Source organism: Stenotrophomonas sp. BIO128-Bstrain, from assembly GCF_030128875.1.
GTDB classification, from domain to species: domain Bacteria; phylum Pseudomonadota; class Gammaproteobacteria; order Xanthomonadales; family Xanthomonadaceae; genus Stenotrophomonas; species Stenotrophomonas bentonitica_A.
This window is the reverse complement of sequence record NZ_CP124620.1, coordinates 1,943,635-1,967,701: the sequence shown is the minus strand read 5'-3', so window position 1 is coordinate 1,967,701 and position 24,067 is coordinate 1,943,635. Positions and strand designations below refer to the sequence as shown.

Below are 24,067 nucleotides of genomic sequence, written 5' to 3'. Positions count from 1 at the left end.
GTCCCCAGCCTCACCACACCGCCTCCAGGCGGCGGAACGGCTGGTTGAGCCGTACACCGCGTGCGTCGTAGTCAGTGAGCACGCGTCCATCCACCCGCACGGTGGTGGGGCGCGTGCGGCTCGGCCACCAGACCCGCACCGCGGTGCCCGTGCGCAGCCCCTTGCCCAGCGTGACCTGAAGCGTTCCCTGGTGCTGCCGTGCCTGCACGGCCAGGGTGCCATGGGCGGTCGGCAGCCGGTCCACGGCCAGCCCGTCACCGGCCAGCCACGAGGGCGGGGTGCCCGGCAGCAGCGACAGCGCGTCATCGTCCTCGCGCATCAGCATCCCGAACAGGGTGCGGCCGTACTCGGCGCCGATCCAGGTGTGTGGCATGTCGCCGAGGTAGCGCGGGAAACGCAGCCGCGAATGCACCACCTCGGCCAGCACCTGCCACTCCAGCGGCCGGCGGTCGTGCAGCAGCCCCTGCAGCAGTTCATCGGCGGCCTCGGGCTGGTCCAGATGCACGTAGCTCAGCACGTTGCGGATTTCATACGGCGTGTAGGCGTATAGCGCGCCCGGTTCGCTGCGCTTGCGCACGTCCTGCAGATACCGTGCGAACGTCGTGCGCAGTGCGTCCGCCGGCAGGACATCCTGGGCGCCGGTTGGATCCAGCGCGATCGACACGCCGGTGGGGTCGCCATCACCCAGGTCGGCCGAGGAGGGAATGAAGTCGATGCCCTTCCACGCCATCGTGGCGCGGATCGACGCGGCCAGTGCGTCGTGCAGGGCGGTGTACTGCTGGCGCGCCCATGCCGCGGTTTCGTGATCGCCCAGCGACTCGGCCAACCACGCACCGTCATGCCAACCCTTCAGGCCCCAGTAGTCATCCCAGTAGCTGTGCGTGGGCGACGGGTAGCCTTCGTGGCTGATCGACGGCGCCAGGATCCCGGCGAAGCGTTCGGGCGAGGGCTGGTTGGCCATGTAGCCCGGCACCAGCGTGCGCTCGCGCAGTTCCTGCAGGAAGCGCATCGCCGCTTTCACCTTGGGCAGGTAGGCCCGCACCGACTCCGGGCCGCCATCAAGCCGGGCCACGTCGGCGACCAGGGCGATGTACTGGCCCTGGCTGTCGTACTCGATATCCGAACCGAAGCCGGTGTTGACGCTGCCATCGTCATTGAGGATCGGCGAGACCAGCCCGTTGGCGTGCACGCCATGCTCGCTGTACCAGGCCAGGTAATCGCGCGCCACCTTGGACTCGCCCATGCGCAGCAGCACTGCGGAGGTCGCCATGCCGTCGCGGATGAAGGAGCGGTTGTAGTTGCGCGGGCCAGGCTGCATCGCCGGGCCGGTCTGGTTGATCAACATGTAGGCGGCCTGCGCGCGCAGCATGTCCACCAGCGAGGGGTCGGGCAGGCGCAGGCCAACCTGGCCCAGGCGCGCCTGCCAGTCATCCGAAGCACGTTTGGCCAGGGCGTCGTAGGCGGCATCGGGTGCAGGCGGCAGGCCAGCCAGATCCAGCGCCGGGGCTTCAGGCAGGGCGCCGTCCTTTGCAGGGGGCGCTGTGCCCAGCGGGAAGGCGACCACCACCGAACGGCTGTCGCCCGGCGCCAGCTGCATGCGGTAGGTCAGCGCGGCGGCGGCCAGGCCCTCGGCATCGCGTACCTGCGTGGCAGCAGGCAGCGTGCCGTTGGCGATCGCTGTGGTGATTTCCGTGCTGCCATCCGCGCCGAACGGTGCCGCGCCGGCAGCGTCAACGGGCGTCAATGACTGCAGCAGGGCGCGGCCATTGACGCGCACGCGCTGACCCTCGATGGCGACCTCGCGGATCGCCGACAGGCCACCGTTCTGCCACGGTGGATTCATCTGCATCGGCCGCACCGCCAGCGTCAGGGTGCCGCTGACAGGCGCAGTGCCGGTGTTGCGCAGACGGTGGCGCACGAAGGTCACCGGCTGTCCGTCGAGCTCGACGGCGAACGCTTCGCTCTGCAGCTCAAGCCCCGGTTGTGGCGACCAGGTTGCCGACGGCATCGGCTTCCAGCCATCGCGCAGCGCGTGCCGCACCGGCGCCCCGGCGGCACCCGCGGCGACACCGTCCGCACTGCGCCAGATCGGCTGCACCAGCGGTGCACCCTTGAAGGCCTCGATGTTGCCGTACTCGTCGAAGATCGATTTCTGCCGGCCGGCATGGATGCCGACCGCGGTCCAATAGGTCTGCTGCAGGTGCAGCGACGCAGGGAACAACGCGCGCTGCGCACCGCTGGCGGCGATCTGATAGCGCTTCATCGGCGTCATCACGGCCTTCGGACCCAGCAGCCGCAGGCGGGCGACCTGCGGCGCGCCGCCGTCCACCGTCAAGCGCAGCGCCGTGGCGGTCTCGGCAGCCGACGCGGCCAACCAGCTTTGCTGCCGGGTACCCGCCTGCGGGTCGTTCGCAAGCTCGACCCAGCGCCCCTGCGCATCACGCGCCTGCAGCCGCGCGGCGCCGTGCGCTCCGGCCCAGTCCACCGCCAGGCCGGTGGTGGACACCGCACGCGGCAATGCGATGTCAAGCGCGTGCGCACCGTCCTTGCCAGGTGGAACGGCCACCGCACTGCCGCCTTGCCACAGCGCCGCGGCCCGGCTTGCATCCACGCCGGCCACGCGCGCGCTGGTGGTGCTGTCCAGCGGCTCCAGTTCGAAGATCGACACGCCCCAGTCCGAGGTGCGCTCCGGACTGGCCAGGCGCAGGTAACGCGCCTGGCGCGGCGCGAAGTAGAGCGTCTCGATACCGCCGAGTGAATCGCGCATGGTGTAGGCCGGCTGCCACTGCTGCCCATCCAGCGAGGTCTGCAGGGTGTAGCCCTCGGGATTGGACACATCCCAGGTGATCTGCGCGCCGCTGAGCGTGCTCGGTTGGCCCAGGTCCACCTGGAACCAGTGGCCGGGGCTGAAGGCGCCGCCGGTGACCGTGGTCGGGTCGCCATCGATCAGGTGGCTGACCGCCATCGCCGGCACCTGCTGCGAGGAACTGCTGGCCTGCCACTGGCTGCGCGGCGGCACGGGCTGGGCAGCCGCGGGCAGGCTCAGGGCGAGGGCGGCGAAGAGCAGGGCGCGGGCCATGACGCGGCGCGGCCGGTGCACGGCAATTGAACGGTCAGCATGCAGCCCCATCAACGCGCTCCTGATCTCAAACGACCGCCGACGGCGGGGTGGGGCACACGCTATCAGGGCCTGTAATCGTTTACATGACGCGTCGCAATATGGCCGGGGCCGTCGCCCTGCTGCCGTCGGGATCCGGTCGCGCAGCCACCGGCGCGCCGGATCGTGGTGGACGCGTTCGTGCCTGCTGCATGCGTTGCCGCTTTCGTGATGCACTGCGCTGGGCGATGCGTGACCCTTCTGCGATAGTCGCGACATATAAATCACGCGCGTTGGATTGATGCTTCATCCACAAGAGTTGTCCGCAGCGCAGATCAGCCAGGTGCTCGATGAGGTGTTCGGCGTGCGTGCCACCGCGGTGCTGCAACGCGCCGGCGGAGCGGATGCGGGGGCGACGGTGTACCAGGTGGCTGGCCCGGACGGCGCGCGCTGGTGGTTGAAATGCCGCCGCTATGCGGTGGCCCCGGTGGTGTGGACAGTGCTGCACCACCTGCGCGAGCACGCCGGCCTTCGTGAAGTGATCGCGCCGCTGCCCACGCGCGATGGTGCGGCGGCGGCGAGCTGGGCCGGGCTGCAGTGGACGCTGTTTCCGTATGTCGAGGCGTTCTCCGGTTTTGAAGAGGCGCTCTCGCGAGGGCATTGGGAACGGCTCGGACGGGTGCTGCGCCAGGTGCATGAGGCGCGGCTGCCGACCGAGCTCTCCGATCCCCTGCGTCGCCCGGTGTTCGACGACGACACTGCAGTGGAACGGGTCGGCGCGTGGCTGCAGCGGGCCGATGCGCGGATACCCGTACGCGATGCCCTGGGCGAGGAGTACCTGGCACTGTGGTGCCGCCATCGCCAGCGGATCGAGGCGATCTGGCAGCGCTGTGGCGAGCTGCGGGCGCGGATCGGTGAGGGACGATGTCCGCGCGTGCTGTGTCACGCGGATCTGCACGCGGGCAATGTGCTGGTAGGGCCGGGCGCCAGCGTCTTTCTGATCGACTGGGACGACATGGTGCTGGCGCCGCGCGAGCGTGATCTGATGTTCATCGGCGCAGGCATCGGCGGGCGCTGGGGGCGTGAACAGCCGCCGGGCTTCGCCGAGGGCTACGGGCCGGTCACGGTCGACCCGCTGCGGGTGGCCTACTACCGCCACTGGCGGATCCTGCAGGACCTGCAGGAATTCCATGATCTGCTGCTCGAGCCCGGCGCCACGGCGCGTCCGCCTGCACAGCGACGCCAGGCCCTGCGTTACATGGCCGAGCAGTTCGCACCCGGCAACGTCGCCGATTGCGCGGCCCGTGCGTGGCAGGCCACACAGGGCTGAGGCCGCCGCTCAGCGGATGTCGGTACGCAGGCTGCCGCGGATCTGATCGCGCCAGACCCCGGCCACGCCGGCGTCGTCGGCAAAGTGTGGCCAGCGCAGCACGCTTTGCCGGACCTGTTCAACGATGTCGCGGGCGCGGCGGGCATTGATCGAGGCGGTGGCGGCACATGCGGCCAGGTCGGCCAGGTCGAAACCCTCGCGCTTGCCGTTGATCGACATCTGGTGCCGGGCCGTCCAGTCGCCGTCCGGGTTGTAGGCCCAGGTGATGTCGAAGGCAGGCGACAGCGACCACTGGCCCTGCCGGTCCATCAGGTAGGCGATGTTCTTGACGTGGTCATCCTGGTTGCGGGCGATCACGTTGAACACCATCCGCCGGAACTGTTCCTCCAGCTGCGCCATGGGCAGGCGCAACTGGCGCATGACCAGCAACGCCTGCTCATAGGAGTACGCATCGGGATCGTTGAAGTCGAAGTGGGCCATTGCCGCCAGCGACTGCATATGGTGCTTGCCACCGGCCTCGGTGCGGTCGAAGCGTTGGGTCATGAAGTGGCGGCGGCCGCCTTCCTCCAGCAGCCGGCACTCGCTGATCTGGATGCCCGCATCCCGTGCCATCAGCGCGTACGCGTACTCGACCACGCCGTAACCTTTGGGGTCAGCCAGCTCCTTGTCGCGGTTGTTCTGTACGCCATCGAACTTGAGCAGCCAGTAGCTGAAGCCTGGCGCGGCCGCGGCCTGGCCCGATCGGACCTCACCGGTGCTTTCGTTCCAGGCGATCACGGCTTTGGCCCGTGCGCCACCGGCCGAGGTGCCCACGCGCAGAATGTCGCGCAGCGCATCGGCGCGTTCTTCATCGCCGAAGGAGGCGCGCAGATTGTCGCGGTTGCTCAGGACTTCGGTGGCCAGTGCGACCAGGGCATCGATCTGGATCTTGTGCGCCGTGCGGACGCGCGGACCATGCACGGGCGAGAACTCCAGCGCGCCCATGCCGCGCGTGCCGGTGTAGCACAGCCGCTCCACCGCGTTGAAGCTGTCCGGGGTGCGGCCCTGCGTGGCCAGCCACGCGTTGATCAGGGTGTTGCCGTACTTGTCCGGCAGGGCATCGGCGAGCAGGCCGGGCAGGCCATGGAAGCCTGCGGGGTTGAGCGTGGGGAAGCTGAAGACCCGCTCCGCCGCCAACGGCATGGTCAGAGGGGCGACTTGGATGCTGGAGCGTGCAAACGCCGGGTCGTAGGCAAACTGCGCGATCCGCTCGCCGTCGGCCAGTGTCACCGCGCCGATCCGGCTGCCCCACAAGCGCACCTCGGCCGTGGTACTCATTGCTCATCGCCCCAGGTCCACGGCTTGGCCGGTGCCGACGCGGCCACCCCCGGTCGGGCACGTTGGCGCGGCTGGCCGCGGCGTTCCAGCAGGTCGATCGGATTGGGGCTGTCGCTGGGCAGCAGGGCGTCCAGCGCCTCCAGCCTGCCGAGGGCGCGCAGGTACCGGATCAGGTTGGCCAGTTGCGCGGGCGTACCGTCTTCGAGCCGCTGCACGGTGCGCTTGGAGACGCCGGCCGCATCCGCCAGCTGTTCCTGGGTGAGTCCCTGCGAAAGGCGCATGCGTGCAAGGCGTTGCCCGAGCTCCAGCAGCACCGCCTCGTCGGTCATCAGATGTGTGATCGTCATAAAGTGACCCTCCTGACGCTTTATCATCCTCTATTGGGCTACGGCGTCAAGTATGGCGCTTTGTGGAGGCTGAGTTTAGTTTACTTAAAGCGCCAGGTATGGCGTTTTATTCGCGTATAAAGCTATAAAGCGCCATAAGTGGCGTGTAAGCATAAGGGTGTTCACACAGGCAGGTGGGACCCCGAAACCCCGTCGCCCGCACGATGGGCATTGGGCCAGGCAGAAGCATCCACTGCGATCCTGTCGAAATGCAGTCCACCTGCGCAGGCGTTCAGTGCACGGTGTTTGCTAAATTTCGCAGTCCACACTGGTCGCCCCACACAAAGGACCTTGAATGAAGATTGCCGTTGCCGGTACCGGGTACGTGGGCCTCTCAAACGCGGTGCTGCTCGCACAGCATCACGAGGTGGTGGCGCTGGACATCGATCCGGCCAAAGTGGCGATGATCAATGCCCGCCAGTCGCCCATCGAAGATGTCGAGATCGAAGACTTCCTCGCCAACCGCGCGCTGAACCTGACCGCGACGCTGGATCCGGCGCAGGCCTATGAGGGTGCGGATTTCGTCATCGTCGCCACGCCGACGGATTACGATCCCAAATCGAATTACTTCAACACCGGCTCCGTGGAGGCGGTGATCGGCGATGTGCTGCGGATCAACCCATCTGCCGTCATCGTCATCAAGTCGACCGTGCCGGTCGGCTGCACGGCCGCGTTGCGGGCCAAGTTCAACACCGACACCATCCTGTTCTCGCCGGAATTCCTCCGCGAGGGACGCGCGCTGCATGACAACCTGCACCCGAGCCGGATCATCGTCGGCGAGCGCTCCGAGCGTGCCGCGGTGTTCGCCGAACTGCTGAAGGAAGGCGCGATCAAGAAGGACGTGCCGGTCCTGTTCACCGACGCGACCGAGGCGGAGGCGATCAAGCTGTTCTCCAACACGTACCTGGCGATGCGGGTGGCCTACTTCAACGAACTGGACACCTACGCCAGTTCGCACGGGCTGGACACGCGCCAGATGATCGAAGGGGTGAGCCTGGATCCGCGCATCGGCGGCCATTACAACAACCCGTCCTTCGGCTACGGCGGCTACTGCCTGCCCAAGGACACGAAGCAGCTGCTGGCCAACTACAGCAAGGTGCCGCAGAACCTGATCCACGCCATCGTCGAGTCCAACCGCACGCGCAAGGATTTCATCGCCGATGACATCGTGGCGCGCAACCCGAAGGTGGTGGGCATCTACCGGCTGGTCATGAAGGCCGGCTCGGACAACTTCCGTGCCTCGGCGGTGCAGGGCGTGATGAAGCGGATCAAGGCGAAGGGCATCGAGGTCATCGTGCACGAGCCGGTGCTCACCGAGCCGACGTTCTACCGCTCGCGCGTGGTGAACGATTTCGCCGCGTTCCTGGCCGAGGCCGACATCATCGTCGCCAACCGGCTGACGCCGGAACTGGCGGACGTCGCGCACAAGGTCTACACCCGCGATCTGTTCGGCTCGGATTGATTCCCGCGGGCTATTCCCCCGGTTTGACGGCCGCCGTGGCGGCCTGCGATTTCGCCCGCCGTGCCAGCACCGCTTCACGGTGGGCGATATAGGCATTCGCGCCGAGGATGATGGCGGCGCCGATCACGGTCCAGCGGTCCAGCGTTTCATTGAACAGCAGCCAGCCCAGCAGGCTCACCAGCGGCAGCTGCATGAAGCTGATCGGGGTCAGCGCGGAGACCTCGCCCAGACGCAGGGCGCGGGTCCACAGCAGCTGGCCCAGCGTGCCGAGCACCCCGGTGGCGACCAGCCAGACCCATGCCAGGCCGGTCGGCCAGACCCACACGAACAAGGCCGGCACCAGCGACAGCGGCACCCAGAACACATAGGTGTAGAACACCACCGTATCGGCGCTGTCCACCCGGGTCAGCTGTTTGATCTGGATCGCCACCAGCGAGCTGAGTACCGCCGCGCCTACTGCCACCAGAGTGCCCGGGGTGAAGCTGGTCGAGCCGGGGCGCACGATGATCAGCACGCCGATGAAGCCGATGATCACCGCCGCCCAGCGGCGCAGGCGAACGGTTTCACCCAGCCACAGCACCGCGGCGATGGTGACGAACAGCGGGGTGGAGTAGGAGAGCGAGATCGCCTGGGAGATCGGCAGGTGCCCGATCGCCCAGAACGCGCACAGCATCGAGGCCAGCCCGATCGCACTGCGCAGGAAGTAGCGCGGCAGCTGCTGCGTTCTCAGGGGCGCGCTGCCCGGGCGGATCAGCATCGGCAGCAGCGCCAGCAGGCCGAAGGCGTTGCGGAAGAACGCCACTTCCTGGGTCGGCACGTAGCGGGTGGCGTAGCGGATCGCGATCGCCATCAGGCCGAAGGCTAGCGTACTGCCGAGCATCAGCAGGGCGGCCCGCAACGGCGTGGCCACCGGCAAGGCGGGGGCGCGACTCACCACTGTGCGCCGATCAGCCTCGGTTCCGGTTCGATCGGCACCCCGAACTTCTCCAGGACCGAGGCGGAAATCCGTCGCGCCAGCGCGAGCAGTTCTTCGCCGGTGGCCTGGCCATGGTTGACCAGCACCAGTGCGTGGCTGGGGGCCACGCCGGCATCGCCATCGCGGTAGCCCTTCCAGCCGCAGCTCTCGATCATCCAGGCGGCGGAGATCTTGCGGCGGCTGTCCTCATCGGCCGGGAACACCGGCAGCTCGGGGAAGTGCTGCAGCAACACCTCGACCTGCTCCAGCGGCAGGATCGGGTTCTTGAAGAAGCTGCCCGCGTTGCCGAGCACGTCCGGGTCGGGCAGTTTGCGGCGACGGATATTGATCACCGCATTGGCCACATCGGCAGCCACCGGCAGCTCCACACCCATCGCCTCCATTTCCTCGGCGATCCCGGCGTAGCCCAGGCGCAGGCCATGCAGCAGCGGCAGCCGCAGCTCGATCGCAGTGATCAGGTAACGGTCCGGGTCGTGCTTGAAGATGCTGTCGCGGTAGGCAAACTGGCAGCCTTCGGCATCGAAGCGCACCCAGTCGTTCTCCTGCCGGTCCCACGCATCCACGGCCTGGATGAATTCGCCGACCTGCGCGCCATAGGCGCCGATGTTCTGGATCGGCGAGGCGCCTGCGGTGCCGGGGATCAGCGCCAGGTTTTCAAGACCGGACAGGCCGTTCTGCAGCGACCACATCACCAGCCCATGCCAGTTCACACCGGCGCCGGCACGCACGATGGTGTGGTCGGCGCGGTGTTCCAGGATCTCGATGCCGCGGTTGGCGAATACCAGCACGGTGCCTTCCACGTTGCCGGCGATCAGCACGTTGCTGCCGCTGCCCAGCACCAGCAACGGTTGCTCGGCAACGCGCGGCAGGGCCAGCACCTCCGGCAGTACGGACGGGTCGAACACCTCCAGCAGCTGCGCGGCGGTGGCCTCGACGTGAAAAGTGTTGAGCGCCTTCAGCGAGGCGTTTTCAGTGATGGCCCAGGCCGTCATGGCGTCGTTCATAGCGGTGCCACCGCGCCGCGGCTGGGTGCCTCTCTGCGGCGGCGGATCGCCTCCACGCACTCGTGCACCAGCTCCGGGCCACGGAAGATCAGGCCGCTGTAGCACTGCACCAGTGCGGCGCCGGCGGCCATCTTGGCCACCGCGTCCGCACCTGACTGAATGCCGCCCACGCCGATCAACGGCATCGACTCGGGCAGGCGCGCACGCAGGCGGCGCAGCACCAGGGTCGACTGGCCCAGCAGCGGCGCGCCGGACAGGCCGCCGGCTTCGTTCGCCCGCGGGTCACCGGCCACCGCACTGCGGTCGATCGTGGTGTTGGTGGCGATCACACCGTCCACCTTGAGCTCGCCGAGCACGCGCGCGGCGGCATCGATGTCGCGGTCGCTCAGGTCCGGGGCGACCTTGACCAGCATCGGCACGCGCCGGCCATGCTTGGCGGCCAGGCGTTCCTGGCTCTCGCGCAGCTGCGAGATCAACTGGCGCAGCGCGGTCTCTTCCTGCAGTTCGCGCAGGCCGGCGGTGTTGGGCGAAGAGATGTTGACGGTGATGTAGTCGGCCAGCGGATACACCTTTTCCAGGCAGTGCTGGTAATCGTCGAACGCCTGCTCGTTGGGGGTGTCCTTGTTCTTGCCGATGTTGATGCCGAGCAGGCCGGTGCGGCGCTTGGCGCGCTCCACATTGCGCACCAGTGCATCCACGCCCAGGTTGTTGAAGCCCATGCGGTTGATGATCGCCTGGTGGTCCGGCAGCCGGAACAGGCGCGGCTTCGGGTTGCCGGCCTGCGGGCGCGGGGTGATCGTGCCGATCTCCACGAAACCGAAGCCCAGCGCCAGCAGCGCATCGATGTGCTCGCCGTTCTTGTCCAGGCCGGCGGCCAGGCCCACCGGATTCGGGAAATTCACTCCGAACGCGGTGGTCGGCAGTGGGTCGATGCGGCGGCCCATCAGCGGCGTGGTGCCGGTGCGGTAGGCCAGGTCCAGCGCGTTCAGGCCAAGGCCGTGGGCGCGTTCTGCATCAAGGGCGAAGAGGAAGGGGCGGGCAAGCGAGTACATGGCGTTCAATCAGTCCAGCGTGCCGACAAAGGCACGGGTTTGGTATTCAAAGGCAATCTGGCCGTCCACCGCATGGGCGTCGAACAGCTGTTGCAGCGCATCGAGCATCGGCGCGTGGCGCGGGTGGCCGGCCTGCGGTGCATAGGAAGAAGAGAGCAGGCGCCCGCGCAGGCCATCGAAGTCCATGCGCTGCACGTTCGGCAGGCGGGCCATGCCGCGCAGGCCCTCGCCGAACCACGCGCGCATGGTGTCATCGTCCTGGTAGCGCTCGGCCACTTCCACGTAGTCGGTGCCGAACTCCTGCAGCAGCTGCTCGTAGCCGATCAGGAAGGGCGAGGCATCGAGCTGGCGCGAGTTCCAGAACACCAGCGCCATGCCTTCGGGCTGCAGGATGCGCGCCCATTCGCGGCGCACCGCCGTGGTATCGAACCAGTGGAAGGCCTGCGCGGCGGCGACCAGGCCAACGCTGTTGTCGGCCAGGCCGGTGGCCTCGGCGGTGCCGTCGGCGACCTTCAGGCGCAGATAGTCAGGCGCAAGCAACTGTTCGGCGGCCTCGCGCATGGCCGCGTTCGGCTCTACCGCGATGACCGGGTGGCCGGTGGCCAGGAACAGCCGGGTGGAAATGCCGGTGCCGGCGCCGATGTCGGCGACCAGGGTCTCGGCAGGTACACCGATGTCCTGGTGCAGCCAGTCCAGCAATGCCGGGGGATAGTCGGGACGGTAGCGGACGTAGTCGGCAACCCGACTGCTGAAGCGTTCGGTCGAATCCGAGCGGCTCATGTGCACCTCACGATTGGGTAGCGGCAAACCAGGCCAGTCCGCCGAAGAACAACAGAATCACCACCAGGGCGAGCAGGCTGCCGATCACGATGATCCAGCCCAGGATCAGGCCGGCCAGTGCCATGCCGTCGCCTTCCAGCTCCAGCGGGCGACGGCGGATCTCGGCGCGGGCCAGGTGGCCGGTGATGATGGCCGCGACGCTGCCGATGAAGGGCAGGGCGGTCCAGCCGAGGATGCCCATGATCAGGCTGACCACGGCCATGGCACTCGTTTGTCGGGGCGGAAGGCTCATGCAGGTCCTGGTCGCGGTGGGGTGGTTCGATGATAGGGCCAGCGGCGGGTTTATCCCATCAGGACCTGGCCACCATCCACATTCAAGGTGTGCCCGGTGATCCAGCCCGCCAGGGGCGAGCACAGGAACAGCGCGGCGTTGGCGATGGCGGCCGGCTCGCCGAAGCGGCCGAACGGAATCTTCGCCAGGGTGTTCCGATACAGCTCCGGGTCCTGTTCGCGCCGGCGCGCCCACAGCCCGTCCTCGAACTCGATCGAGCCCGGGGCGATGGCGTTGACGCGGATCCGTTGCGGCGCAAGGGACAGGGCCTGCGAGGTGGTGTAGTGCATCAGCGCGGCCTTGGCTGCCGCATACGGCGCGCCACCCGGGCGTGGCTGCTGGGCCGCGATCGAGGCCAGATTGAGAATGCAGGCATCGCTGGATTGCTGCAGCCAGGGCAGTGCCAGCCGCGAGGCCCGCACCGCCGACATCAGGTCGACGTTCAAACTGGCTTCCCAGCCAGCCTCATCGTCGGCCATGCCGTAACCGGTCGCATTATTGACCAGCACGTCGATACCGCCCAGGGCCTGGGCGGCAGCGTCCAGCCAGCGGCCGATGTCGTCCAGCCGGGAGAGGTCTGCACTGGCCGTATGCACGGCCAGGCCGAGTGCCCCGGCATCCGCACGCAGCGCAGCCAGACCGGCCTCGCCACGTGCGCAGACCGAGACGCCGGCGCCTGCCGAAGCAAACGCCAGCGCCATGGCGCGCCCGATGCCCTTGCTGCCACCGGCAATCAGTACCCGGCGCCCGGTGAAATCCAGGCGCGGGCTGGCCGGCAGCTGGGGCACGGCATCCATCACAGGTCGAACTTGATGCCCTGGGCCAGCGGCAGCGAGTCGGAGTAGTTGATGGTGTTGGTCTGGCGGCGCATGTAGACCTTCCAGGCGTCCGAGCCGGACTCGCGGCCACCGCCGGTATCCTTCTCGCCGCCGAACGCACCGCCGATCTCCGCACCCGAGGTGCCGATGTTGACGTTGGCGATGCCGCAATCCGAACCCGCGGCCGAGAGGAAGCGCTCGGCGGTCTTCAGATTGGTGGTGAAGATCGAGGACGACAGGCCCTGCGGCACGCCGTTCTGCATGTCGATCGCCTCGTCCAGCGTGCTGTACTTCATCACGTACAGGATCGGGGCGAAGGTCTCGTGCTGGACGACCTCGTCGCTGTTCTTCAGGCCGGTCACGATGGCCGGCAGCACGAAGTTGCCGGCGCGGTCGATGCGGGTGCCGCCGGTCTGTACGGTGCCGCCGCTGGCCTTGGCCTTCTCGATCGAGGCCAGGAACTGCTGCACGGCGCCGTCGCTGTTGAGCGGGCCCATCAGGTTGGCCGGGTCGGTCGGATCGCCGATCTTGCCTTCCACCTGCTTGTACGCCTTGATCAGCGTGGCCAGCACGTCGTCATGGATGGATTCGTGCACGATCAGGCGGCGCGTGGTGGTGCAGCGCTGGCCCGCGGTACCGACCGCGCCGAACACGATGCCCGGGATCGCCAGCTTCAGATCGGCGGTTTCATCGAGGATGATCGCGTTGTTGCCGCCCAGTTCCAGCAGGCAGCGGCCCAGGCGGTGGGCGACCTTCTCGGCGACCTGGCGGCCGACCTGGGTGGAGCCGGTGAAGCTGATCAGCGGCACGCGCTTGTCGGCCACCATCTTCTGCGACAGCTCGGTGCCGGCATCGTTGATCAGGAAGAACAGGTCCGGGAAGCCACCTTCGCGCAGCGCTTCATTGCAGATGCGCATCGAAGCGATCGCGGTCAGCGGCGTCTTGTTGGAGGGCTTCCACAGGCAGATGTCGCCGCAGATCGTGGCCAGGAACGAGTTCCAGGCCCACACCGCAACCGGGAAATTGAACGCACTGATGATGCCGACCAGGCCCAGCGGCTGGTACTGCTCATACATGCGGTGGCCGGGGCGCTCGGAATGCATCGTGTAGCCATAGAGCATGCGGCTCTGGCCCACGGCGAAGTCGGCGATGTCGATCATCTCCTGCACTTCGCCATCGCCCTCGGGCTTGCTCTTGCCCATTTCCAGCGCGACCAGCGAGCCCAGGGCGTCCTTGTTGGCGCGCAGGGCTTCGCCACACAGGCGCACGGCTTCGCCGCGGCGCGGGGCCGGGGTGGTGCGCCAGACCTTGAAGGCTTCCTGGGCGCGGGCCACGATGGTTTCGTAGTCGGCGTCGGTGGTCGCGTAGACCTTGGCGATGGCATCGCCGGTGGTCGGGTTCACCGGGGTGATCACACCGGCATCGGTGGCCGAGGACCACTCGCCGTTGCCAAGGTAGGTGCCAGCGTTGGTCGCGTCGAGGCCGAGGGCCTTGAGCAGGTCAGAGGACATGCAAACTCCTGTTGCGTTGCGTTTGTAAGGCGCTGGCCGCTGGCAGGGTGGGGGGCGGCAAGCTGAACCCCGAATGGTAACAGAGGGGGGCAATGCCTTATCTGGCCGTGATGGGGAGGTCGCGCATGCTCGCCAGCTTCGGGGCGACTGGGCCCCGAATTCATATTTGCATTGACTCAGGGCTAAGGCGCAGTGCGCACCGCAGACTCTGGCGTAAATATACGGCTCAAATGTAACGAATGATGGTTCCTGGCGCGCAAGTGGCTTAAGCAGCCTGAACGGGGTGATCGTTGTGGGCATGGTGCGGCGACCACGTCGGCTGGTCATGATGCCAGCGCCATGCGCTATCAATGATCGGCGCCAGCTCGGTCCACTGCGGCGCCCAACCGAGCTGCTCGCGTGCCTTATCGCTAGCTGCGACCAGTCGCGCTGGATCGCCTTCGCGCCTTGCGGTGACTTCATAGGGGATAGGGAGGCCAGTGACGTTGGCTGCAGTGGCGATCACATCGTGAACAGAGAATCCTTGCCCATTGCCGAGGTTGAACGTGTGGGCTCCTTCTTCCTTGTCCATGAAATTCAATGCAAGGGCGTGGGCCTGGGCTAGGTCCTGGACATGCACATAGTCACGTACGCAAGTGCCATCGGCGGTATCGTAGTCGTTGCCGAAAATCTTCAGTGACGGCCCTTGGCCCAATGCCGCGCGCAACACATTAGGGATCAGATGAGTCTCACATGCGTGAGCTTCACCGATACCATGGTCCGGTAGGGCGCCAGCCGCGTTGAAGTAGCGCAGTGCAACCGACCGCAGTCCATAGGCTTGGGCAGCATCCGAGAGGAACCGCTCAGCCATCAACTTGCTGGCGCCGTAAGGATTAATAGGGGCCTTGGGATGGGCTTCGTCAATCGCGTCTGTTATGGGATTGCCGAACACCGCTGCGGTTGAAGAAAACACGAGCTTACCCACGTCATGGCGTCTCATTGCCTCAAGAAGGTTCAGCGTCCCGGTGACGTTGTTAGCGTAATACGCATAGGGCTGGGTGACCGACTCGCCTACGAGCGAACGCGCGCAGAAGTGCATGACGGCGTCGAACCGGCGTCCGCCAAAAGCGCGTTCGAGGCTCGCTGGGTCCAGTAGATCAGCCTCAATCAGATCTCCCCAGCGGACGGCCTCGCGGTGCCCGGTCGATAGATTGTCCAATACGGTCACTTCATGACCGTGCTCGGCCAGCCATTGAGCCATGTGGCTGCCGATGTAGCCAGCGCCGCCGCAGATGAGGATGTTGCGTTCCTGTTTCACTCCATTACTCCTTTGGTTCATTGCGAATCCTTGTCGCCTGTGAGATTGCTCGCCGCATACCTGCGCCGTTGGTCAAACGGTGTATCCCAATGTGTACTGCGAGCTCTCGGCAAACAAGACCAAGGACGCCAGCAGGACGAATGAGCCAAACACGATCATGTTCTTGACCGCGTTGGGAATACTGAAGCGATCTACTATCAGTGTGATCTGGAGCGGCAGTGCGAGCAGTAGTAGTGGCATGTAGCGCTCCGAAAAATCCGCAGTATTGATTCCGAAGAACACCAGTGAGATAAACAGCAGCGTGTACTTGTGGAGTCGCTTGTCCTCTTGCTTGCTGGCGCGAGCAATGGTGAGGAATGCAATAGATGACGTCGAGCATATCCAGAAATTTGCGGTCTTCCAGACGACGCCGACGTGCGACTGATGATCCAATGAAAAATAAAGGTCGAACTTCTCCGAAATGCCCGGGATGTTCAATGCGCTGACCAAGTCGCCAATAACCGTCGAGGATAGTGCGGAAAAGGCGAGGGCCATCGGGGGAAGGGCGAAATAGATTCCATCGCGATCAAAAACTCGCAGGAGTAGGAGTGGTGCCGCCACAAACACAATGGACGACCAGTGCAGCCCGACTGATATCGCGATCAGTACTGCGGCTCGAAGGAATCGACGTTCCAATGCAAGGTAGAATCCAATCGCACCAATTGGGGCGGCTAGTGCCTGCCTCATGATGTTTCCGGAATACACCAAAAAGAAGGTAAGGAACACGAGTGCAAAGATCTCCGGGGCCAGTTTCAGTGGTCTCGCGGCTCTCTTGTAGTACATGGCGGTAAAGGCGAAAACGAGCAGGTAGTTAGCAATCAGCCAGCCCCTGGAGGAAAGAAGCAACTTGAGCAGGCTCTGTAGCGGCCACCAGAGAAACTCGGTGTTTCCAAAGAAGCGCGCTCCCACGCCTACTGAGCTCACTATCCCATTCAGCTGGTTATAGGTGCGGATGTATCGCGCAGTGTCGTTTCCAGCATCCAGAGGCCGCATGGCGACAAGATAGAAGCCGTAGGCAAAAATCGGAAGGACCAGCAGAACAAGCTTGAGCAGGTGACTACTGGATCGATCGGAGGCTGCGTAGGCAGGCCTGTCCCCAGCGGCGATACACATGAGCATCGTTCCGAACAATATCGGAAGCGATAGAAGAAGAAGCGTCTCGATGCCCATTGTCAGTAATTCAATTGTGTCGTTAAAGGGAGGGGGTGCCGTATGCGGCAGAAAGTCGCTTGGAGAACTGCTGGAGCGAGAAGCGGGTACCAGCTTCCATGGTGCCGGCTTCGATCATCGCTGCGGGATCCAGCTGCCCTGTCGACACGCGTGCCAGAAGCTCAACAGCTTGATCGGCGGCGTTGAACAACAAGCCCGTGCGACCATGCTCAATCGCATCAGTATTTCCTGCGCAACGCGTTGCCATTACGAGCATGCCGCTTGCCATGGCTTCAATGACCGAAACGGGGAGGCCCTCCCACGTTGCAGTCGAAATGTACACGCTGCTGCGCGAAAGCAGGCCGTGGACGTCCTTCTTTTCCAGCCATCCCGTCACTTCAACGCCTGAATAAATGAGAGCAGAGACCATCTCGGGATCGCCGTCACCCACCCAAACGAATCGAACGTTCAACCCAGCACTGAAGCATCCTCGCGCGATCTCGGCCAATAGTGCCGGATCCTTCTGCGGTCTGATACCACCCACCGTAACCACTGTCAGCGGCTCGGCTGCCGCAAGGCTCCTTCCCAAGCCAAGTGGGGCCACGCAGTGGACGGCGTCAACCGCGTTCTCAAGAAGAATTGCCTCGACACCAACCCACTTCCTGATTGCTACCCGTTCACTGTTTGAACAGGCCAGGTACGTGCATGACTTTATGCTGGCAACGCGCTCAAGAAGCGCGAATACATACTTCTTGTACCTGATGTCCTCTCGCATTACCGAGATACAGTGAGGACTGTAGAACAGGCGTGTACGGCTAGGCAGTCCGATGCTGGCGATCCGGCCGATGAAGCCGGCAAACGAGGAATGTAGGTGAATGATGTCCGGGTTCGTCTTTCGGAGCAGGCGTCGCACATGGACGAAGGCGGTCGTGATCGACTTGCCAGTCATCTCCACGCGATGAAGCTCAATGCCCGAATGGAAGAGGGTACCGAGGTTGTCAGGTGTCTCCTCGCGTGGTGAATAGATGACATGAACTGTGTGGCCTTGGCTGGCAAGCAGGTTTGCGCACACGCAAACCATGGAAAGCGTGCCGGTCGCTGTCGCTTCAACTATGTGAACAATCGTCTTCATCAGCAGGTATCGCTTCCCCGAGCCGTCAAGCTGTGTGCGCCGCGACGTTGAATGCCCGATGCGAGGCGCTGTGTGGCGGCGACGCCCTTCATGTCAAGGTCAATCACGGGATTGGATCCTTCGTCTGCCCAAGGATGAATCTATTCCGGAAGGCGATCACCAGCTTGCTGGGAAGCGCTCCAGCGATGATTGGCTTGATGACGAACAGGTACTCATACGGTCCCGCTCCCAGCTTTGGATAGTAAAATGCGCGCGCCTTGATCTCACCGCGGCGGTGCTTGAGTGTTCGCTTCTTGTAATCGGCTGGATTGACACGGTAGTTAAGCAGCACTTCGTTCATGACAAAAATGCGCCTACCCGCCAGCACGAGCTTGCACCAAAGCGCGAGATCCTCCGCCCGGTGAAATTCCTCGTAAAGTCCCGAGTCAATGATGTCCTTGCGGCGAAAGATCACGGAAGGATGTATGGGGGCGTCGCCGCGCATGATGTGTCTGGCAAGCTTCTCGCCAGGGCGCCCGAGAATTCGACCAGTCCCATGTGTATCCGAGAATTCGACTGCAAGCGATCCGACGACCGTGAAGTGCGGATTTGCAACGGCGAACGCATGGATCTTCTCAATTCGATCCGGGGCAGCAACATCATCTGTATCCATCCTCACGATGTAATCTCCCCGGGCACTCTGGATGCCTCTGTTCAGGGACTGGACAAGGCCTCGGTTGCCCACGCTACCCAAGATGCGGATTCGAGGGTCGCTGAAGCGCGCTGAGATACCAGCAAGATCGGTGCTACCACCATCATCTACGATGATGATCTCGATATCGCGGAAGGTCTGATTGACCAGACTCGCGATCGATTCCTCCAGATAGAGGGGGTCGGTATTGAATTCCGCCATTACCACCGAGACTGCCGGGTTCTGCATCGCTACTCCGAGTGTTGCGTCATCATCTGCGTTGGCCAGGAAGTAGACCTGTCAACTTCAAGCCTTGGGTTTCTCTATCAAACGCCCCGGGCAGTGGTCATTTTGCCGGGTGTCGCCACGTGTCACGGGTTCATGTAAGAACTGACGAAGTCCACTCTTGTGAACTTATGCCCGGAGACGCGCTGATGCTCTGGGGGCAGCCTCATGTAGTCGCCGTAGATGGCGTCAAGGTAGGCTGCAGCGGAGGCGGGTGCCTGGACATGCATATCGCAGAACTCGACCGTGCTTCCTGGCGTGAACATTTTGGAGCAGACAATCTCGCGCTTACCCCAGCGTCCAAGCAAGTTCCCTGACGCTGTGGAGTCTCGGGGTGAGCGTCTGCGGAGCAGCCACTCCAGTGTCGAATGCAGCATTCGCTCAGGCACGACGGAAAGGCCTAGAGACAACAATCGTTTGGCATTGGTCTTCATGCGATGCGACGGGTCTGGACTGTAGCGTCGCGTCTTTATGAACGTCATCGCGTTGATGAATTTCACGGATTTGAAGTGCGCCCACTGCAATGTCGAGCTTTCATAAGTGCCGTCAATTGGAAAGACGTCTATCCACAGCCCGCGCGTGAAGGGCTCAATGTAGTCCTCCGTCACTATGCTGTTGGTGTCATAGACCTTTGCATAGGGATAGATGTACTGGCTGTCGAGCTCTCGCGACTCGACGCGATAGGGGGTGGGCATCTCTGCGGCGAGGGTGATGAATCGGTCATAGTGTTCGCGGGGGATTCCGACATCTATGTCGTCATCCCAAGGAATGAATCCCCCGTGACGAACGGCACCCAGCAGCGTGCCGCCCAAGGAGAAGTAGGGAATTTTATTGTCGTTGCAGAACTGATCGAAGCACTTGAAGATAGCGAGGATTCTGTCCTGTGTCGCTTGAATGCTGATGTCCATACCAGTATTCATCGGGTCTTCTTGATATCGAAGATCTGCCCCGTGTGCTCGGATAGCAGCACCAGGAGCGACTTCTCCGCGACATCCCGCGCCGTCAGCAGTGACTCTGCAGGTTCCAGTCCAAAAGCCCTTGTACGCATGGGGGTAGCCGTGCGTTCGGGATTAATGCAATTCACCTGGACACCCTGCGAATGCCACTCGTCTGCGAGGGCTTGGGTCAGGTTCACGATTGCTGCCTTCGACGAGCTGTAGAGGCTGTACATCGCGCGTCCATACGTGTACGAACTCGACGTAAAGTTGAGTAGCTGCCCCTTTGATGCGCGCAAGTGATCGAATGCTACTAGGGCCACGTTGACCGCGCCAATGTAGTTGACGTGAATGGCGCTACTGATGTCCTCAGGACTCATGTCGATCAGCGGCTGGCGGTGCAGAATGCCAGCCGAGTTGACGATGAAGTCGATATGGCCGTACTTGGCATGGGTGTCATCCAGAACGCGGCGAATACTGTCAACGCTCGTAATGTCTGCGCCGTTACTTTTGCCGGCGACAACCGCGATTGCCTGGTATGCCTCAGCTACTTGCGCCATTTCAGCGCCGATTCCGCTTGTGCCTCCAAAGATGACCAGCACTTTCCCCTTCAGTTCGGACAAGGCGAAGTGAATCTTCTCTTTGGATTCAACGAGCGTGGAGCGCAGTTGGCAGAGCTTGTCCAGAACGTGCAGGTCTTCCTCATAGGTGAGTTTCATGTTGCTTGTGTCGCCGTCTACAAGGTAGATCTTCTCCTCGGGGAGATACTTGAGAACAACGCCGCAATCATCTGTTGTTACGAATCCAGGATCCCGCAATGCGATGTTGTATGCGCGCTCAATTGTCTCGTGGGAGAACGCCTGCGGCGTTTGTCCGTTGCGCAGCAGTGAACGATTGGGAATGCTCGAAATCGTGTTGGTGACGGGGTCGGCCATGATGATTGTGTCGGTAGCGCGAATCACAACATCCACGGCGTTGTAGCGCTCAAGTGCATGGATCACGTCGTCAATGATCTTCTGGCTCAACAGCGGACGAACGGCATCGTGGAAGATAAGCTGTACGTTGAAATCCGCGCAGTAGTGCTTCGTGGCATTGATTGCAGCGATCGACGAGTCGTAGCGCTCCGCTCCACCACTTATCACCGACTTCACCTTGCTGAGACGGCTGGTCATCACCGTCTGCTCGATGTCGGCAATGCAGTCCGAATTCGCAACTATAAGGATTTCATCGATCGCTGCATTGGTCTGGAATGCCCTGGCGACGTGCTCAAGGACCGGCCTGCCGGCCAGCTTCATCATCTGCTTAGGCTTGCTGAACCCACTTCGGGTTCCGCGGCCGCCGGCAAGGATGACTGCTACGTTCTTAACCTGCTTCATTCTGGATCCGCTGAGAATTGGTAAATTTGAAATAAGGCGCCGCGCATCTGATGCGCCACGCAAGTGCGCTGACCTCGGCAATCAGTACGGCTGATACCACGGCCAATGCCGACGTCCAGCCCAGTGCAAGCAATGCTCCAAGGGCGAGGAGTTGTACAAGGCCAGCGAAGAGCACACTTCGGTTTGCTGCTGTCGGGTTCCCCATTGCACCAAGGAATGGGTAGCCGAGAAGGATGGATGGGATCGCTGCAGCCAGTGCCAGCATGAAGACGAGAAACACAGCGTAGCTCTGCTCATAGTCGTGACCGAAGATGAAGCCGATCAGCCATTGCCCGGCTATCAAACCGATCAAAATTCCAACGATTGCCAGGGCGATCGAGAGTTTGAAGAGCTTCTTGAACAGGGCCACATCTCGATAGCGTGCCATATGCGGATAAAGCGCTTGGGTTACAGGTGCATACACTGCCAGTGCGCCGCGATAGAACTGCTCTGCAACCGAGTACAGCGCGACCTGGCTGGGCGTGGAAAAGGTTCCCAGGAATAGGATTGCACCCGCGCCGTACGTCACTACCGCCAGTCGCGACCAGAAGTAGCCGGTGGAGCTGCGCAGCACGCCAAGTGTGTAGCCAAGTCCGGGCCAAATCGGCCAATAGCCAGTGCGACGGACGAACGCAAGTGCAACAATCCCGGAAGCAATGTGGGTCGCGCCATTGAACAGGGCTACCCGTTCGAGATCGCCGGGGCCCCTCACGAAGAGCATGGTCAGGGCGACGAACGACAGCCGCGAGATCAGAACATAGACGGTGATCAGACCCATACGCTCGATTCCCTGGAACAACCATACCGGCTGTAGGGCAAGGCCAATCACTGACAGTGCAAGTAGCCAGAAGTAGTCTCGATGCGCTGCGTAGCTATCCTGTAAGAAGGGGTAGGCAAGCAGGACGCCTGTAGCGAGCAAGCAGATCACCGCCTTGCTCGCATAGACGGCACCCGCGATGCGGCGCACACGGGAGCGATGCTTGCCGGCGCGCGCTATCTGGTAGACCGCAGATAGCCCAAATCCATAATCCGTGAAAATGCTGGCGACCTGAATGAATGCGACGCCAAATGCAAATAGTCCGTAGCCTTCTTTTCCTAGGGTGCGAGTTAGGTAGGGCGCAAGAATCAAGGGTAGGAGCGCGTTGGCAGCTTGTATGAGCAGAAGCGCGCCGGCATTCCCCGAAATCTTCTTTAGGGCTGTTGCTTTCATTCTCAATTCACAAGCAAGCTGCTGACCATTCCAAACGGAAGATGGGGGTTCGGCCGACTCCCTTGGAATGCGCGGCAAACCCTCCGGTCCAAGGAGTTACTAGAGTTGTCCTGATCGCTGGAGATCGCAATCGGCGCTCTTCTAGTAGGCGTGTTTGTGTACAAAACCCTTGAACAGGGTCAGGAAGACAATCTTCAGATCGAACAGAATTGACCAGTTCTCGATGTAAAAGAGGTCGCACTCAATGCGCTTGTGAAGATCGGTGGATCCCCGCCAGCCGTTTATCTGGGCCCAGCCTGTTATGCCGGCTTTCACCATGTGCTTCTTCATGTAAGCCGGGATTTCATTCTTGAACTTATGAACGAAAACAGGTCGCTCGGGCCGCGGTCCAACGATGGACATGTCTCCTTTCAGTACGTTAATGAACTGCGGAAGCTCATCCAGGCTTGTCTTGCGCAAGAATGCGCCCGTACGAGTCGCTCGGCTCTCGCCCGCCTTCGCCCAGACAGCTCCAGAGCTGGTTTCCGCATCCGTGGGCATGGAGCGGAACTTGAGCATCCAGAAGGTCTTGTTGTTCCAGCTCATTCGCTCCTGCCTGTAGAAGACCGGGCCGGGAGAGCTGAGCTTTACGGCAATTGCAATCACGAGCATCAGCGGGAGAATTGCGAGCAGAATCATCGTTGCCAGAACGCGATCTTCTATGGCCTTGAGTATTCTGGCGCCGCCCTGGAGAGGGGTCTGCTGAAGGTTAATTACCGGCAGCCCCGAGATCTGCTCCACGGAGTGATTCAACAGATGCATGCCGAACATGTCCGGAACAAACTTGATGTCTGCCGTAGAGTGCTGCAATTGGTCGAGGGCTGCTGAAATATGCGCCTCATCCCGCATGGGCAGGGCAATCCAGACCTGGTCGATGTCATTGGCTTCCACGTAGGCGCCCAGCTTGGATAACGCTCCGAGGTGGGGGCTGCCATCCACTTTGCCGCGATCGGCTGGTGTGGAGAACCACCCATGTACGTGGATGCCCACCCACGGATCCTTTCGGAAGGTATCGGCAATTCGCTTGGAGTCCGGGTTTGCGCCCACGATGACCGCACTTCGAAGATCCATGCCGCGACCTCTCGCCCAGGCGGCGGCAGCGCGAATCATTACACGAAGCGCGATTACTCCACCAAGGCTGAGCCCAAACCAAAGGGAAAGCCACAGCCTGGAGATTTCATCGGTAACCTGAACGGCGGTGGAGTAGGCCAGCAATCCACCGAAAATGATCAACCATTTCAACGTCAACTGTGCGCTTTCAGCCAGGAGTCCTCGACCGCGCCAACTGGCATAGAGGGTTGAGGTTCCTAGCACCAAGAGGGCGAACAAGACCGTGATGGAGACCAGTCGAGCATAGTTGATCGGCATGGCTAGGTCACCGAACCGAAGGTCGTAGGCCAATAGCGCGCCGCCCACCACGATTAGAGGGTCGCCGGCCTTCAGTACGAGGGCCAGGATTGCGGTCACCTTGCTGGCAGAGGCGTTCCAGATGCTGGATCGGTGCCGGGCGGGTAGATAGGCCATTTTTCCACTTCCATGTGTGAGTCCGGCATTCGCGCGGCCATTGAGGGACTGTGCTCGTCGCCAGTTCTGTGACGGTCATTGCAGTTAGCCTTCCAATGGTAACAGAGTGTTCACCCCGCGCGCATCTGAGGGCCACATTGCCGTAACATGGGTGTACTAAGGGGCGCATTGCGGACCGCTCAAGGCGACTCGCGGCCGAGCATCCGGTGGGCGTTCGATTGAATGGGGGAGGGGGGGGGGCTGGTTGCGGGCCGCCAATGCCTGTGGAGGCGCGTCTTCTTGATGTAGACTGCGCGGCTCAGTAAACG

Annotated in this window: 20 protein-coding genes; 2 read left to right on the top strand and 18 right to left on the bottom strand. The window is 63.1% G+C overall.

Annotation, left to right across the window (positions count from 1 at the left end; all coding sequences use genetic code 11):
* Positions 1-10: 10 nt before the first annotated feature.
* Positions 11-3,130: a discoidin domain-containing protein gene (locus POS15_RS08770; RefSeq protein WP_284129497.1), complete on the bottom strand. Its 3,120-nt coding sequence runs from the start codon at positions 3,128-3,130 to the stop codon at positions 11-13.
* Between the two features lie 268 nt (positions 3,131-3,398).
* On the opposite strand from POS15_RS08770, the gene POS15_RS08765 reads away from it, so the two are divergent.
* Positions 3,399-4,427 carry an aminoglycoside phosphotransferase family protein gene (locus tag POS15_RS08765; RefSeq protein WP_284129496.1) on the top strand — a complete coding sequence of 343 codons (1,029 nt, stop codon included), beginning with the start codon at positions 3,399-3,401 and terminating at the stop codon, positions 4,425-4,427.
* Positions 4,428-4,436: 9 nt separating this feature from the next.
* Here POS15_RS08765 and POS15_RS08760 read toward each other — a convergent pair whose 3' ends face one another.
* A complete protein-coding gene (locus POS15_RS08760) occupies positions 4,437-5,744 on the bottom strand; it encodes a HipA domain-containing protein (protein WP_284129495.1) in 1,308 nt (435 codons plus the stop codon).
* Positions 5,741-6,091, bottom strand: coding sequence for a helix-turn-helix transcriptional regulator (locus POS15_RS08755; RefSeq protein ID WP_284129494.1), 351 nt, complete (start codon positions 6,089-6,091; stop codon positions 5,741-5,743). The genes POS15_RS08760 and POS15_RS08755 overlap by 4 nt, the downstream gene beginning before the upstream one ends.
* A gap of 334 nt (positions 6,092-6,425) precedes the next feature.
* On the opposite strand from POS15_RS08755, the gene POS15_RS08750 reads away from it, so the two are divergent.
* Positions 6,426-7,592, top strand: a complete 1,167-nt coding sequence (locus tag POS15_RS08750; RefSeq protein WP_284129493.1) for a nucleotide sugar dehydrogenase — start codon at positions 6,426-6,428, stop codon at positions 7,590-7,592.
* Between the two features lie 10 nt (positions 7,593-7,602).
* On the opposite strand, the gene POS15_RS08745 is transcribed toward POS15_RS08750, so the two are convergent.
* The 15 genes from POS15_RS08745 to POS15_RS08675 form a co-directional block, all read right to left on the bottom strand.
* A complete protein-coding gene (locus POS15_RS08745) occupies positions 7,603-8,490 on the bottom strand; it encodes a DMT family transporter (RefSeq protein ID WP_026069760.1) in 888 nt (295 codons plus the stop codon).
* 32 nt (positions 8,491-8,522) lie between these two features.
* Positions 8,523-9,572, bottom strand: a complete 1,050-nt coding sequence (gene murB, locus POS15_RS08740) for a UDP-N-acetylmuramate dehydrogenase (protein ID WP_019183057.1) — start codon at positions 9,570-9,572, stop codon at positions 8,523-8,525.
* Entirely contained in the window at positions 9,569-10,624 is a 1,056-nt protein-coding gene (locus POS15_RS08735; protein ID WP_019183056.1) for a quinone-dependent dihydroorotate dehydrogenase, read from the bottom strand. Before POS15_RS08735 ends, murB begins: the two co-directional genes overlap by 4 nt.
* Before the next feature lie 9 nt (positions 10,625-10,633).
* Positions 10,634-11,404 carry a class I SAM-dependent methyltransferase gene (locus POS15_RS08730; RefSeq protein WP_284129491.1) on the bottom strand — a complete coding sequence of 257 codons (771 nt, stop codon included), beginning with the start codon at positions 11,402-11,404 and terminating at the stop codon, positions 10,634-10,636.
* 7 nt (positions 11,405-11,411) lie between these two features.
* On the bottom strand, positions 11,412-11,696 hold the full coding sequence (locus tag POS15_RS08725; RefSeq protein ID WP_019183054.1) for a DUF4190 domain-containing protein: 285 nt from the start codon (positions 11,694-11,696) through the stop codon (positions 11,412-11,414).
* Positions 11,697-11,746: 50 nt separating this feature from the next.
* Entirely contained in the window at positions 11,747-12,532 is a 786-nt protein-coding gene (locus POS15_RS08720) for an SDR family oxidoreductase (RefSeq protein WP_284129488.1), read from the bottom strand.
* The gene (locus POS15_RS08715; RefSeq protein WP_284129486.1) at positions 12,532-14,064 is read right to left on the bottom strand and encodes an aldehyde dehydrogenase family protein; all 1,533 of its coding nucleotides are present in this window, start codon (positions 14,062-14,064) and stop codon (positions 12,532-12,534) included. Before POS15_RS08715 ends, POS15_RS08720 begins: the two co-directional genes overlap by 1 nt.
* A 265-nt stretch (positions 14,065-14,329) precedes the next feature.
* A complete protein-coding gene (gene galE, locus POS15_RS08710; RefSeq protein ID WP_284129485.1) occupies positions 14,330-15,361 on the bottom strand; it encodes a UDP-glucose 4-epimerase GalE in 1,032 nt (343 codons plus the stop codon).
* A gap of 72 nt (positions 15,362-15,433) precedes the next feature.
* A complete protein-coding gene (locus POS15_RS08705; protein WP_284129484.1) occupies positions 15,434-16,570 on the bottom strand; it encodes an EpsG family protein in 1,137 nt (378 codons plus the stop codon).
* A 22-nt stretch (positions 16,571-16,592) separates the two neighbouring features.
* Positions 16,593-17,681: a glycosyltransferase gene (locus tag POS15_RS08700; protein ID WP_284129483.1), complete on the bottom strand. Its 1,089-nt coding sequence runs from the start codon at positions 17,679-17,681 to the stop codon at positions 16,593-16,595.
* 103 nt (positions 17,682-17,784) lie between these two features.
* On the bottom strand, positions 17,785-18,600 hold the full coding sequence (locus POS15_RS08695; RefSeq protein WP_284129482.1) for a glycosyltransferase: 816 nt from the start codon (positions 18,598-18,600) through the stop codon (positions 17,785-17,787).
* 122 nt (positions 18,601-18,722) lie between these two features.
* Entirely contained in the window at positions 18,723-19,544 is an 822-nt protein-coding gene (locus POS15_RS08690; RefSeq protein ID WP_284129481.1) for a LicD family protein, read from the bottom strand.
* 8 nt (positions 19,545-19,552) lie between these two features.
* Complete coding sequence (locus tag POS15_RS08685) at positions 19,553-20,947, bottom strand: bifunctional cytidylyltransferase/SDR family oxidoreductase (RefSeq protein WP_284129480.1); 1,395 nt, start codon at positions 20,945-20,947, stop codon at positions 19,553-19,555.
* Entirely contained in the window at positions 20,934-22,196 is a 1,263-nt protein-coding gene (locus POS15_RS08680) for an oligosaccharide flippase family protein (protein ID WP_284129479.1), read from the bottom strand. The genes POS15_RS08685 and POS15_RS08680 overlap by 14 nt, the downstream gene beginning before the upstream one ends.
* 141 nt (positions 22,197-22,337) lie before the next feature.
* A complete protein-coding gene (locus POS15_RS08675; protein WP_284129478.1) occupies positions 22,338-23,759 on the bottom strand; it encodes an undecaprenyl-phosphate glucose phosphotransferase in 1,422 nt (473 codons plus the stop codon).
* Positions 23,760-24,067 lie beyond the last annotated feature (308 nt).

What these genes read in the sequence shown, in the direction of transcription:
- POS15_RS08770 (WP_284129497.1), bottom strand. Translation starts at nt 3,130, where the DNA reads ATGGGGCTGCATGCTGACCGTTCAATTGCCGTGCACCGGCCGCGCCGC.
- POS15_RS08765 (WP_284129496.1), top strand. Translation starts at nt 3,399, where the DNA reads ATGCTTCATCCACAAGAGTTGTCCGCAGCGCAGATCAGCCAGGTGCTC.
- POS15_RS08760 (WP_284129495.1), bottom strand. Translation starts at nt 5,744, where the DNA reads ATGAGTACCACGGCCGAGGTGCGCTTGTGGGGCAGCCGGATCGGCGCG.
- POS15_RS08755 (WP_284129494.1), bottom strand. Translation starts at nt 6,091, where the DNA reads ATGACGATCACACATCTGATGACCGACGAGGCGGTGCTGCTGGAGCTC.
- POS15_RS08750 (WP_284129493.1), top strand. Translation starts at nt 6,426, where the DNA reads ATGAAGATTGCCGTTGCCGGTACCGGGTACGTGGGCCTCTCAAACGCG.
- murB (WP_019183057.1), bottom strand. Translation starts at nt 9,572, where the DNA reads ATGAACGACGCCATGACGGCCTGGGCCATCACTGAAAACGCCTCGCTG.
- POS15_RS08735 (WP_019183056.1), bottom strand. Translation starts at nt 10,624, where the DNA reads ATGTACTCGCTTGCCCGCCCCTTCCTCTTCGCCCTTGATGCAGAACGC.
- POS15_RS08730 (WP_284129491.1), bottom strand. Translation starts at nt 11,404, where the DNA reads ATGAGCCGCTCGGATTCGACCGAACGCTTCAGCAGTCGGGTTGCCGAC.
- POS15_RS08725 (WP_019183054.1), bottom strand. Translation starts at nt 11,696, where the DNA reads ATGAGCCTTCCGCCCCGACAAACGAGTGCCATGGCCGTGGTCAGCCTG.
- POS15_RS08720 (WP_284129488.1), bottom strand. Translation starts at nt 12,532, where the DNA reads ATGGATGCCGTGCCCCAGCTGCCGGCCAGCCCGCGCCTGGATTTCACC.
- POS15_RS08715 (WP_284129486.1), bottom strand. Translation starts at nt 14,064, where the DNA reads ATGTCCTCTGACCTGCTCAAGGCCCTCGGCCTCGACGCGACCAACGCT.
- POS15_RS08705 (WP_284129484.1), bottom strand. Translation starts at nt 16,570, where the DNA reads ATGGGCATCGAGACGCTTCTTCTTCTATCGCTTCCGATATTGTTCGGA.
- POS15_RS08700 (WP_284129483.1), bottom strand. Translation starts at nt 17,681, where the DNA reads ATGAAGACGATTGTTCACATAGTTGAAGCGACAGCGACCGGCACGCTT.
- POS15_RS08695 (WP_284129482.1), bottom strand. Translation starts at nt 18,600, where the DNA reads ATGCAGAACCCGGCAGTCTCGGTGGTAATGGCGGAATTCAATACCGAC.
- POS15_RS08690 (WP_284129481.1), bottom strand. Translation starts at nt 19,544, where the DNA reads ATGGACATCAGCATTCAAGCGACACAGGACAGAATCCTCGCTATCTTC.
- POS15_RS08685 (WP_284129480.1), bottom strand. Translation starts at nt 20,947, where the DNA reads ATGAAGCAGGTTAAGAACGTAGCAGTCATCCTTGCCGGCGGCCGCGGA.
- POS15_RS08680 (WP_284129479.1), bottom strand. Translation starts at nt 22,196, where the DNA reads ATGAAAGCAACAGCCCTAAAGAAGATTTCGGGGAATGCCGGCGCGCTT.
- POS15_RS08675 (WP_284129478.1), bottom strand. Translation starts at nt 23,759, where the DNA reads ATGGCCTATCTACCCGCCCGGCACCGATCCAGCATCTGGAACGCCTCT.